This is a genomic window from Centipeda periodontii DSM 2778, assembly GCF_000213975.1.
In the GTDB taxonomy this organism is placed as follows: domain Bacteria; phylum Bacillota; class Negativicutes; order Selenomonadales; family Selenomonadaceae; genus Centipeda; species Centipeda periodontii.
Genome location: NZ_GL892076.1, coordinates 1,603,548 through 1,615,118 on the forward strand (window position 1 = coordinate 1,603,548; position 11,571 = coordinate 1,615,118).

Consider the following 11,571-nt stretch of genomic DNA (forward strand, 5'->3'; position numbering starts at 1 on the left):
CTAATACTATTTGCATTAGGCACGTTCGTCCCCGTCAACAGAGCTTTACGATCCGAAGACCTTCTTCACTCACGCGGCGTTGCTCCGTCAGGCTTGCGCCCATTGCGGAAGATTCCCCACTGCTGCCTCCCGTAGGAGTCTGGGCCGTGTCTCAGTCCCAATGTGGCCGTTCATCCTCTCAGACCGGCTACTGATCGTTGCCTTGGTGAGCCGTTACCTCACCAACCAGCTAATCAGACGCAGACCCATCGACAGGTGATAGCATATTCAGAGGCCATCTTTCATCAGAAAAGGATGCCCTTCTCTGACTTCATTCGGTATTAGCATTCCTTTCGGAATGTTGTCCCCATCCTGTCGGCAGGTTGTCTACGTGTTACTCACCCGTTTGCCACTAGATTCTCTAAAAGCAAGCTTTAAGATCATCCCGTTCGACTTGCATGTGTTAAGCACGCCGCCAGCGTTCGTCCTGAGCCAGGATCAAACTCTCCGCTAATGTGAAGAGCCTGTTGGCTCAAAAGTTCATTCTTGTAAAAGAATTGTGTTTCGTTGACTGACATCAACGATGTTGCATCTGGCTTGTTAGAGTTTCCTCTAACGTGTTTTGCATTGTGTAGTTTTCAGGGTACATCCTGCGCCGCACAAGGCTTCAAGGCTCTTTCCAGTTCCTCGTAGCTCTCATCGGCGCGACTGTCATAATATAACACAAAGGGTTGACTCTCGTCAACCCCCTTTTTCAAGTTTTTCTCTGTTCGCTCGAAAAATCATATGCTATAATCAGTCTATCATAGATTAAAGAAGGAAGTAATTTCATGTATGAAGATACACACACGCTCATCCTCCCCGGCATCCGTGCTGAGATTCCACGCCCACCGTCCGAGGAAATTGTCTGCATCACAGGCGGACGCGCACCTAAAGATGATTGGCTCAGAGCACTGATTGCACAGCGAGAAAAGAATGGTGCAAGGTGCCCCATATGGGCGATTGATCGCGGAGTGAATATCACACACGCATTAGGGATTCTTCCCAACCGTCTCATTGGCGATGGTGACAGTGCGTCCATATTTCCAAAAATGTTTGCAAAACTACAGGGCGTGCAGATAGATTCCTTTCCCCGTGAAAAAGATTTCACAGATACAGAGCTTGCTCTTCAGATTGCTGCAGAGGAGATTGAGAGTCCGCTTGTCATCTTGACGGCGGCATTCGGCGGGCGGCTCGACCATCTCATGAGCACTGCCGCCGTCGCCGCGCATGCCGCTATCCCCTGCGTACTCGCGGATGAACGCGAAACCCTATTCTATCTCCGTGCCGGTGAGGAACTAACCGTAACGTGCGAGAGTGCGCCGCGCGCGATCTCCCTCCTCCCATTTACTGCGGAATGCAGCGGGGTCAAGACACGCCGTCTATACTGGGAACTGGATAACGAGGATATCAGTGCACACAGTTCACGCGCGATCAGCAACGAGCTCGCCCCCGAATACAGAGGGGAGAAAAAATTTACCGTCTCCATCAAGACCGGCATCCTCGGTGTCTATCTCTGCCATAAAGAATAACAACAAAGGAAGCGTTTTGATTTCATGAATATCAACATTCCACAGTCCTATTTCAGCAAGCTCATGCGTGCCGTTGTGGAGTTCGAACTGATCGAGGAGGGCGACCGCATCCTCATCGGCGTCTCGGGCGGCAAAGACAGCATTTTTCTCACCTACGCGCTCGCCATCCTGCGCGAGCGTCTGAAAAGAGATTTTACCATCGCGGCATTCACCGTCAACCCGCAGTTTGACGATCCCTTTGACACCGATGCGATTGCGTCATTCTGCAAGCAGCTCGATGTCCCCTATGAGGTGGTCGATGTCGATATCGCAGGTGCGATTGCGGAGCAGGACGATAAAAGCCCCTGCTTTACCTGCGCGTTCTTTCGGCGCGGCGCAGTCAACCGCTACGCCGTAGCGCACCACATGAATAAGGTCGCCTACGCGCATCACCATGATGATGCCGTGGAGACCTTTCTCATGAGTTTGTTCTACTCGGGGCAGCTGAACACCTTTCGCCCCAAGACCTACCTCGACAAGACGGATATCACCGTCATCCGCCCCCTCGTCTACTTCCGCGAGCAGGAGATCGTCGACGCGATTCAGTACCACGGCTTCACGCCGATCCCCTCCCCCTGCCCGCACAACGGCAACACTACGCGTCAGACCGTCAAGGAGCTGATCGAAACGCTTGGCAAGGATAATCCGAACCTCTATAATCACCTCGCTGCAGGGATGCGCGAGGGCGCACTTGGCGAACTCTGGCCCGCAAGCAAGACGCGCAAGGAGATGGAGCACACCTACCGCGCATTTATGGCAAAGGGGGTAGCACCTCCCCTCCTCAGATAAAATCAAAAAAGCCGAACGATGAAGTTGTTTCACTTCGCCGTTCGGCTTTTTGTCAGTCACGTCCAAGCTTGTCGCGCAGGATAACATCGTGTGCGCCACCCTCGACGATGCTGGTCGAGGATACGAGGGTGAGCTTCGCCTTTTCGCGGAACTCGGGCAGTGTGAGCGCACCGCAGTTGCACATGGTGGAGCGTATCTTGGAGAGTGTCGTCTCGACGTTGTCCTTGAGTGCTCCCGCATAGGGAACATAGGAGTCAACGCCCTCCTCGAAGGACAGCTTCTTGCTGCCGCCGAGGTCATAGCGCTGCCAGTTGCGCGCACGGTTCGAGCCCTCGCCCCAGTACTCCTTGTAGTACGTGCCGTTGACCATGACGCGATCCGTCGGGCTCTCGTCAAAGCGCGAGAAGTATCGTCCGAGCATGAGGAAATCCGCGCCCATCGCGAGTGCGAGTGTCATGTGGTAATCGTAGACGATACCGCCGTCTGAACAGATGGGGATGTAGATACCCGTTTCCTTAAAGTATTTATCGCGTTCGGCACACACGTCAATGAGTGCCGTTGCCTGTCCACGTCCGATTCCTTTGGTCTCACGCGTGATGCAGATGGAGCCGCCACCAATACCGACCTTGATGAAATCAGCGCCTGCATTTGCGAGGAAGCGGAAACCCTCACCGTCGACGATATTGCCCGCACCGACCTTGACGGTATCGCCGTACTCCTCACGGATGTGCTGGATCGTCAGACGCTGCCACTCAGAGAAGCCCTCAGAGGAGTCGATGCATAGGACATCCACCCCCGCTGCAAGAAGTGCGGGGACACGCTCGGAATAGTCACGTGTATTGATTCCCGCACCGACGATGTAACTCTTGTTGCTGTCGGTCAGCTCAAGCTCGTTCTCCTTGTTGTCGGTGTAGTCCTTACGAAACACCATATAGCGCAGGCGCTGATTCTTGTCGATGAGCGGGAGCATGTTCAGCTTGCGCTCCCAGATGAGGTCATTCGCCTGTGTGAGTGTAGTCTCATCCGCATCTGCCCAAATGAGTTTTTCAAACGGGGTCATAAAGGTTGCGACCTTCGTATCGAGCGACATCCGCGAAACACGATAGTCACGACTCGTCACGATGCCGACGAGCTTCCCATTCGCAGAACCGTCCTCCGTGACGGCCATCGTGGAATGCCCCGTCTTTGCAAGGAGTTCGAGTACGCCGCCGAGTGTAGTGTCGGGACTGATGTTGGAGTCGCTGCTGACAAAGCCCGACTTGTAGTTTTTCACGCGGGAGACCATCGCGGCCTCCGCCTCGATGGACTGCGATCCATAGATGAAGGAAATGCCTCCCTGCTTTGCAAGGGCAATCGCCATTGTGTCGTTCGAAACTGCCTGCATGATCGCGGAGGTCATGGGAATATTCATCGTGAGCGCCGGCTCCTCATCACGATGAAATTTAACCAACGGCGTACGCAGCGAGACATTTGCAGGGAAGCACTCTGTCGAGGAATAGCCTGGGACAAGCAGATACTCCGCAAATGTGTGCGATGGCTCGGTGTAATAATGCGCCAACGAAACCCTTCCTTTCTGTGTCCGTCCTAAGGAAGCACTGATAAATTCAGCACCATCATCTTGGCGCATCTTTTTTGCCCGCACAACGCCTGCAAATCCTCCACAGAGCACCACTCTGCGTCCGGTTTGCCTCCTCAACCGGACGAAAAAATCTACGCCAATCTGACGGACTTCATTTTATCAGCGATTCCCTAAAATTTTTCTGTCTAATATACGCGTTTCCGTGCGTCCTGTCAAGGCATCGAACGTAATAAATGCCGCCGTTTTGAAAAATCCTGCATATGGTCAAAAAATCCCTAAGAGTATCACGTTTACTCTTAGGGAAAGTAATGCCGCATGGGCATAGTCTGCTATGGTGCCGAAGGCCGGGGTCGAACCGGCACGTTGTTGCCAACGGCAGATTTTGAGTCTGCTGCGTCTGCCAATTCCGCCACTTCGGCAGTGATAAATTTGCTTCGTAATTATATCATTCCTGCAACGGATTTGTCAATGTTACGTGAGATCGGCTTCAAGCTGTTGAATCAGCTCCATGTCCGCCTCAAACCACGGAACGCTGTAAAGGTCGGCGCGTCCGAGCCAGCGCCCTGCCGAGTGCACGCTCAGCTGCGGCTCACCCACAATGTGGCGGCAGATATAGAGGCGCATGTTCATGTGATACTCCGGATAGTCGTGATCGACGATGCCGAGCAGGCGCTCCACGGCAACCTCGACACCCAGTTCCTCACGAATCTCACGCACAAGCGCCGCTTCATCCGTTTCCCCTGGCTCGACCTTGCCGCCCGCGAACTCCCATGTGCCGGCATAGGAACCGTAGCCGCGGCACGCACCGAACACCTTGCCGTCACGCAGGATCGCGCCCGCCACAACATCAATATGCTTTCGTTCACTCATGTGCTATTCCTTCTCACTCTTCGTTGCACGCAGAAAAAGCTGCGTGAGCTGCTCACGCGGGTCCCGTCCCTTTGTTACGATCTCATAGACAGTCGTGGAGATGGGCAGGTCGACACCATAATCCTCTGAGAGCGCCATCAGCGCCTCTGCTGTGTAGACGCCCTCCGCAATCTTGTGAAAATCCCCTGCCGTTCCGCGCACAACGGCCTCCCCATAGCGGCGGTTGTTGCTGTGCGGGGAAAAGAGTGTCGCCTCATAGTCACCGAGATGCGACAGTCCGTAGATCGTCTCTCCGTCGCCGCCCATCGCGCGCACGAGACGCACGAGCTCGCGCGTACCGCGTGCCATGAGCGCGCCCTTGAGACTGGCGTAGCTGAGCCCATCGAGCATACCTGCAGCGAGTCCGATGACGTTCTTCGCCGCCGCACCGACCTCCGTGCCGAGCAAGTCCTCACCGTAGTAAAAACGGATGAGCGGACTGCCGAGTACATCCACGAGCGCACGCAGCGCCTCCCTGTCCTCGCCGGCGAGCACCATGCAGTTCGGTATACCGCGCACGAAGTCCTGCACATGCCCGGGCCCCACCCAAACGACGGGCTTCACTGCGCTGCCAAGTTCCTCGCGCACCACGGTCGTAAGTCGTTTGCCCGTGCCGATCTCAAGTCCTTTCATGCAGAGGATAACGGTCTTTTTCGCAAGCTCCTCCCCGAGTCCCCATACACGTAAATCACAGAGGAAGGAACGCAGTGCCTGCGCGTGGATGGAGATAATAAGGATTTCTGCCGACTGAACCGCCTCATGCAGATCATCGGTCAGACGAATGTCGTCGGGCAAAGTCAGAAACTCGTTTGTCCGTGTTTCGCACAGTTCGGCGAGATGGGCGGAACCCGTGCGCCCCCAAAGGGTGACTGCGTGTCCCACGCGTGCGGCATACCACGCGTGAAACGACCCCCAACGTCCGCAGCCAAGAACAGCTACCCTCATGACGATACCTCCACCCTGATATTCAAAAGATCACGGACAACGGCGCCCGCCATGATGAGACCTGCCACGGACGGCACAAAGGAGATGCTTGCGGGGACGGCATTGCACCCCGGTGCAGGTGTTTCTGCTCCACCTTCGGGTGTGCGCGGACGTTCACGCGAACAGACGACTTTGAGGCGCGGAACACCGCACTCCTTCAGCTTCTTCCGCAGGACGCGCGCGAGCGGATCGCCTTTCGTACGGTAGATGTCCATCACCTCGAAGAGTGTCGGGTCAAGCTTGTTCGCCGCCCCCATGCTTGCAATCAGCGGAATACCGCGTCGATGGCACTGCACGGCGAGGTCGATCTTTGCCGTGACGGTATCCACAGCGTCCAGTGCGTAGTCATAGTGGTGAGAAAAGAAACACTCCGCCTCCTCGGGCTGATAGAACGCACGGATTTCGTGCACCTCGCATGTGGGATTGATGGAGCGGATACGCTGCACCATCGTCTCTGTCTTATACGCGCCCACTGTCTCCGTCAGGGCATGAATCTGCCGGTTGATGTTCGTCGCGTCGATCACATCGTGGTCGACGAGGGTCAGCCTGCCGATCCCTGCGCGCGCAAGAGCCTCTGCCGCGTACGAGCCAACGCCGCCGATGCCAAATACTACAACGGACGTGGCGGCAAGGCGAGCCACGCCCTCCCTGCCCACGAGCATCTCTGTCCGCGCAAAGCGCCGATCGCGCATATTCTTCCCCTGCCCTATCCATAGCACGTCAAAGAGCTGCGGCGGGGTGTGTTCCTCCGCAGCAGCTCCTTTCCGACAATCTTATGTGTGCACCTTACTTGACGACGAGCACGGGACACTTCGACTGCTCCACGACGTACTGACTAACGCTGCCGAGCAAGACGCCCTTCACGACACCGAGTCCGCGGCTGCCCATAACGATGAGATCGATGTCATTGGACTCCGCAAAGTCGAGAATAACCACCGCCGGAGATCCTGTATCCGAGAACGACTCCTTTTCCACACCTGCCGGTACCATTTCAAGTGCACGATCGAGGATGACGTTCCCCGCCTTCGTCACGGAGTCGAGAATCGCATCCGAGAGTACGGCATTGATCGCAAGCTGGTTGATGTTTGCGACGTAAAGAAAATTCAGCTTTGCTCCGCAGATCTCTGCGAGCATCACAGCCTTTTCAATCGCGCGGTCAGCCCCCTCAGAGCCATCCACCGGCACCAAAATATTCTTCATCATGGCAGTTCCTCCTCACTTTACAGAACATGAACCATATGGACATTACTCAGCGCTTCCTGCGACCATTACGCTGGAATGCGCGTGCTCCAAGACGGTCTGCGTGACGCTCCCGAGAAGAAATCCGCTCACACGGGAGAGCTTTCGCCCGCCAATGACGACAAGCCCGATGTTCGTTTCGTCAATGAAGCGCAGGATCTCATCTGCGGGCACGCCTGTGCGATGCACGCGTTCATACAGAATTTCATTGGGTAGCAGTTTAAGTGCGGCGATAAAAATCTCGTGTGCCTCCTCTGCCGCAGGTCTGACAATGCTCTCCGGGAGCCACAGAACATCCCCCTCATCTGTGCTCTTGTCGAACGGGGACACATAGAGCAGGTACACGGTCGCGTGCATGGTACGTGCTATTTCACCTGCCAGACGAACCGCCCGCAGGGACTCCTGCGACCCATCCACAGGAACCAGTATGCGCGCGTATTTCAGATATTGCTCCATCGCGCACCTCCCGTCCCGCCTTGTTTGATGTATTTATTCGCGAAATTCTGTCAAACTCCTTCTTTATTCTGACGATTATTCGTGTCAGCGAAAATAAATTGACGTGCCTCATCGAAAATGATAGACTGACCTCACATATAAGTAAGTAAATGGAGGCAATGACACATGGGAGAAGAACAAACTATGCTGACGGATGAGGAAGTCGCCCAGTCCACACGTATTTCGGATATTTATGCTGCGGCAAAGCGGCTCGAAGGCATTGTGCGCAAGACTCCACTGGTCTACAGTGAGTTCTTCTCTGAGATCTCCGGCAACGCCACCTATCTGAAACTCGAAAATCTCCAAACCACGGGCGCATTCAAGCTGCGCGGCGCATACAACCGCATCTCCATGCTCACGGAGGAGGAGAAAGCGCGCGGCGTCATCACCGCCTCAGCGGGCAATCACGCACAAGGGGTCGCCTACGCTTCACAGAAACTCGGTGTCAATGCCGTCATATGCATGCCCGCGACGACACCAATTCTCAAGGTTGAGGCGACACGCGCCCTCGGCGCGACAGTTGTTCTCCACGGAAACGGATTCGACGACGCCTATGCGCACAGTCTTGAGCTCCAAAAGGAAAAGGGCTACGTCTACATTCATCCGTTCAACGACCGTGATGTGATCGTTGGTCAGGGCACCATCGCCCTCGAGGTGATCGATGCGCTCAAGGACGTGGATGCAATCCTCGTCCCCGTCGGCGGGGGCGGACTTTCCTCCGGCATTGCGCTCGCGGTGAAACTTGTCAATCCGCAGGTAAAGGTCATCGGTGTCGAGCCGGAAAACGCCGCCTGCATGAAGGCGGCACTCTCCTGCGGGCGCACAATCACCCTCCCTTCTGCCGATACCGTCGCTGACGGCTGCGCCGTCCGTACGGCGGGCAAACTCACACTCGAATTCTGCCGTCTTTATCTCGATGAGATCATCACGGTCTCCGAGATGGAGATCATGAGCGCACTGCTTTCACTCATTGAAAAGCACAAACTTATCGCCGAGGGGGCGGGCGTCCTTTCCCTCGCAGCGCTCAGCAAACTCCGCATGAAGGACAAAAAAGTCGCCGTCCTCATCAGCGGCGGCAACATCGACATATCAACAATCTCCGCGCTCATTTCCAAGGCACTTATCTCGCGCGCCAGAGTGTTCCGCTTCTCCGTCCAGCTCCCTGACAAGCCGGGGCAGCTGCTCACAGTCGCGCAGATCCTCACCGATCAGGACGCAAACGTCATCCGTCTCGACCACGATCAGACGATGGTGACGGACAGCTTCCAAAAGGTGCAGCTCACCGTCACGGTGGAAACGCATGGACAGGAGCACATCGATCGTATTGTCTATGCGCTTGCAGCAAACGGCTTTGAGATCAATAAAATTTACTGAATAGGAAGAAAGGATACCCCAGCGTATGACTGTCGCCCCAATGAAATGTATCGATCAGGATACGGCACAGCACCTCGCCGACCTGTTTAAAACACTCGGCGATCCCACCCGCATCAAGATTCTCTCCCTGCTTGCAGCGGCGGAGGAACTGCGTGTCTATGACATTGCAGACGGACTGGAGATGGGACAGTCCGCCATTTCCCATCAGCTGCGCGTTCTCCGCAGCGCCCGCCTCGTAAAATTTCGCCGCGACGGCAAAGAAGTACTCTACTCGATTGACGACGACCACGTTCTGAAACTCCTCAGTCAAGGACTTGAACACGTACAGCACACATGAAAGGATGTTGTTTCATGAAGCGCCGCATCTTTCTTTGCACCGGCATAGCCCTTCTTTTCGCTGTGAGCACGGCATTTGCTTCCCCTACCCTGCGCGAGGGTTCGCAAGGACATGAGGTACAAGTTCTGCAACAGGCACTCCAAAATGCAGGCTACAAGATCAAAAAGGCGGACGGTGTCTTCGGCAAAGATACGGAACGCGCCGTCGCCGAATTCCAGCGCGACAACAAGATCAAGATCACGGGCATTGTCAACAATGCAACGTGGCGCGCGCTCAAGAACCTCCCTGCCAAGACCACGTGGGGCATTGATGTACCGCCTCCTGCCGAAAAGAAAGTGTCGCTTGCGCCGAACGGCAATCCCATCCTGCCTGCAAACAAGGTATCCGATGTGATCCAGACGGCAAAGTCCTACATGGGTACGCCGTATGTATTCGGCGGGACAACACCGAAGGGCTTCGACTGCTCCGGCTATCTCCAATACGTTTTTCAGAAGCATGGCATCTCTATCCCGCGCACGGCGGATGAGCAATACAAGCTCGGGCTTCGCACGAAAAGCGCGAAGGAACTTGTGCCCGGTGATCTCGTCTTTTTCGAAACGTATGAAAAGGGCGCATCGCACTGCGGCATCTACCTCGGCAAGGGCGAGTTCATTCACGCCTCTACGAGCAAGGGCGTGCGCGTCGACGAGCTCGCGAACGACTATTGGAAGCCGCGCTTCCTCGGCGGCAAGCACATTGTAAAATAGCGGATTCGTGCAAAGTCCCGCATCGCCATATTGACTTTTCTCATGCCGCTCTTTATAATAGTGCGGTATCGGGATGTAGCGCAGTTTGGTAGCGCGCTTGCTTTGGGAGCAAGATGTCGCAGGTTCAAATCCTGTCATCCCGACCACTGCACCTGTAGCTCAGTTGGATAGAGCAACGGCCTTCTAAGCCGTGGGTCGAGGGTTCGAATCCCCCCAGGCGCACCATTGTATATAACCGTATCGTCGTGGGCGATGCGGTTTTTTGTTGCGTTTCAGACAATAAAAAAGATGTGAGATTCTACTCTCACATCCGCAGTATGTCGATATGGTGGAGACAAGGGGGATCGAACCCCTGACCTCTTGCATGCCATGCAAGCGCTCTCCCAGCTGAGCTATGCCCCCGCGCGTTTCGCGCTGACATGGGCTAGTATAGCGAAAAGCACACGCCTTGTCAAGGTTGAATTTTCGGTGTGTACACTAAGGCAACACTGCCATCCTACACCTGTGCATTGCGCTTCTCATATGCGCCGCTCAGGATGTCCGACCACCACGCCTCATGTGCTTGATACCATGCAATGGTCGCCTGAATGCCGTCGTCGAACTTCGTCGCGGGCTGCCAGCCAAGTTCGCGCCCGATCTTCGTCGGGTCGATCGCATAGCGGCGATCATGCCCCTTGCGGTCGGTAACGTAGGAGATCTGCTCCTCGCCCTTGCCGAGTGCCTTTAGAATCGTGCGAACGACCTCGATGTTCGAGCGCTCATTATGTCCGCCGACGTTGTAGACCTCGCCCTCTGTTCCACGCCGCATAATCGCATCAATGGCGGCGCAGTGATCGTCGACATGCAGCCAGTCGCGCACGTTCAGCCCATCGCCATACACAGGCAGCTTCTCCCCCTGCATGGCACGGATCATCATGAGTGGGATGAGCTTCTCGGGGAACTGATACGCACCATAGTTGTTCGAACAGCGCGAGATCGTCACGGGTACACCGTAAGTGCGCGCATACGCCTGCACGAGCAGATCAGCGGACGCCTTGGACGAGGAATACGGACTCGATGCGTGGAGCGGTGTATCCTCCGTAAAGAGGAGATCGGGGCGATCGAGCGGCAGATCGCCATAGACCTCGTCCGTCGATACCTGATGATAGCGTTTGATTCCATACTTACGGCAAGCATCAAGCAGCACACTCGTCCCGATGATATTCGTCTGCAGAAATATCTCGGGATTTTCGATGGAACGATCCACATGGGACTCCGCCGCAAAATTCACAACGATATCCGGCTTCTCACGCTCAAAGAGTGCATAGACCGCCGCACGGTCCGCAATATCGCCGCGCACAAAGGAAAACTGTGGATGCTCCCGTGCCGAATCAAGCGTTGCAAGATTGCCTGCATAGGTCAACGCATCATAGCAGACGATCGCATCCTCCGGATGTTCACGCAGCTCATAGTAGACAAAATTCGCACCGATGAATCCCGCACCGCCCGTTACAATAATCTTCATAACCTCTGCTCCTTTTTCTCTTTCCT

12 protein-coding genes, 4 tRNA genes and 1 other annotated feature are annotated in these 11,571 nt (G+C 55.3%); of the genes, 7 read left to right on the forward strand and 9 right to left on the reverse strand.

Features of this window, described 5'->3' with window-relative positions; genetic code table 11:
• Positions 1 to 456: a sequence feature (16S ribosomal RNA rRNA prediction is too short), on the reverse strand.
• 353 nt (positions 457 to 809) lie between these two features.
• Both HMPREF9081_RS07165 and HMPREF9081_RS07170 read left to right on the forward strand, forming a co-directional pair.
• The gene (locus tag HMPREF9081_RS07165; RefSeq protein ID WP_006306448.1) at positions 810 to 1,550 is read left to right on the forward strand and encodes a thiamine diphosphokinase; all 741 of its coding nucleotides are present in this window, start codon (positions 810 to 812) and stop codon (positions 1,548 to 1,550) included.
• A 24-nt stretch (positions 1,551 to 1,574) separates the two neighbouring features.
• On the forward strand, positions 1,575 to 2,378 hold the full coding sequence (locus HMPREF9081_RS07170) for a tRNA 2-thiocytidine biosynthesis TtcA family protein (RefSeq protein WP_006306449.1): 804 nt from the start codon (positions 1,575 to 1,577) through the stop codon (positions 2,376 to 2,378).
• 52 nt (positions 2,379 to 2,430) lie between these two features.
• Here the strand turns inward: HMPREF9081_RS07170 and HMPREF9081_RS07175 are convergent, their stop codons facing one another.
• The 7 genes from HMPREF9081_RS07175 to HMPREF9081_RS07205 form a co-directional block, all read right to left on the reverse strand.
• Entirely contained in the window at positions 2,431 to 3,936 is a 1,506-nt protein-coding gene (locus tag HMPREF9081_RS07175) for an IMP dehydrogenase (protein WP_040394755.1), read from the reverse strand.
• A gap of 353 nt (positions 3,937 to 4,289) precedes the next feature.
• Positions 4,290 to 4,376: transfer RNA gene (locus HMPREF9081_RS07180), tRNA-Leu, on the reverse strand.
• Positions 4,377 to 4,428: 52 nt separating this feature from the next.
• The gene (locus tag HMPREF9081_RS07185) at positions 4,429 to 4,827 is read right to left on the reverse strand and encodes a (deoxy)nucleoside triphosphate pyrophosphohydrolase (RefSeq protein WP_006306451.1); all 399 of its coding nucleotides are present in this window, start codon (positions 4,825 to 4,827) and stop codon (positions 4,429 to 4,431) included.
• Between the two features lie 3 nt (positions 4,828 to 4,830).
• Positions 4,831 to 5,811 carry an NAD(P)H-dependent glycerol-3-phosphate dehydrogenase gene (locus tag HMPREF9081_RS07190; RefSeq protein WP_006306452.1) on the reverse strand — a complete coding sequence of 327 codons (981 nt, stop codon included), beginning with the start codon at positions 5,809 to 5,811 and terminating at the stop codon, positions 4,831 to 4,833.
• A complete protein-coding gene (locus HMPREF9081_RS07195; RefSeq protein ID WP_006306453.1) occupies positions 5,808 to 6,542 on the reverse strand; it encodes a tRNA threonylcarbamoyladenosine dehydratase in 735 nt (244 codons plus the stop codon). Before HMPREF9081_RS07195 ends, HMPREF9081_RS07190 begins: the two co-directional genes overlap by 4 nt.
• Before the next feature lie 94 nt (positions 6,543 to 6,636).
• Entirely contained in the window at positions 6,637 to 7,053 is a 417-nt protein-coding gene (locus HMPREF9081_RS07200; RefSeq protein ID WP_006306454.1) for a universal stress protein, read from the reverse strand.
• 42 nt (positions 7,054 to 7,095) lie between these two features.
• Positions 7,096 to 7,545, reverse strand: a complete 450-nt coding sequence (locus HMPREF9081_RS07205) for a universal stress protein (RefSeq protein WP_006306455.1) — start codon at positions 7,543 to 7,545, stop codon at positions 7,096 to 7,098.
• 165 nt (positions 7,546 to 7,710) lie between these two features.
• Here HMPREF9081_RS07205 and ilvA point away from each other — a divergent pair, with 165 nt between their 5' ends.
• The 5 genes from ilvA to HMPREF9081_RS07230 all read left to right on the forward strand — a co-directional run bounded on the left by ilvA (position 7,711) and on the right by HMPREF9081_RS07230 (position 10,266).
• Positions 7,711 to 8,958 (forward strand): threonine ammonia-lyase, encoded by a 1,248-nt coding sequence (gene ilvA, locus HMPREF9081_RS07210; protein WP_006306458.1) that lies wholly within the window; start codon positions 7,711 to 7,713, stop codon positions 8,956 to 8,958.
• A gap of 25 nt (positions 8,959 to 8,983) precedes the next feature.
• Entirely contained in the window at positions 8,984 to 9,295 is a 312-nt protein-coding gene (locus HMPREF9081_RS07215; protein WP_006306459.1) for an ArsR/SmtB family transcription factor, read from the forward strand.
• Between the two features lie 14 nt (positions 9,296 to 9,309).
• Positions 9,310 to 10,041: a C40 family peptidase gene (locus HMPREF9081_RS07220; protein ID WP_040394759.1), complete on the forward strand. Its 732-nt coding sequence runs from the start codon at positions 9,310 to 9,312 to the stop codon at positions 10,039 to 10,041.
• A gap of 69 nt (positions 10,042 to 10,110) precedes the next feature.
• A tRNA-Pro gene (locus tag HMPREF9081_RS07225) sits at positions 10,111 to 10,187 on the forward strand.
• Positions 10,188 to 10,189: 2 nt separating this feature from the next.
• A tRNA-Arg gene (locus HMPREF9081_RS07230) sits at positions 10,190 to 10,266 on the forward strand.
• 101 nt (positions 10,267 to 10,367) lie between these two features.
• Here the strand turns inward: HMPREF9081_RS07230 and HMPREF9081_RS07235 are convergent.
• Positions 10,368 to 10,443: transfer RNA gene (locus tag HMPREF9081_RS07235), tRNA-Ala, on the reverse strand.
• Positions 10,444 to 10,537: 94 nt separating this feature from the next.
• Entirely contained in the window at positions 10,538 to 11,545 is a 1,008-nt protein-coding gene (gene rfbB, locus HMPREF9081_RS07240) for a dTDP-glucose 4,6-dehydratase (RefSeq protein WP_006306461.1), read from the reverse strand.
• Between the last annotated feature and the right edge of the window lie 26 nt (positions 11,546 to 11,571).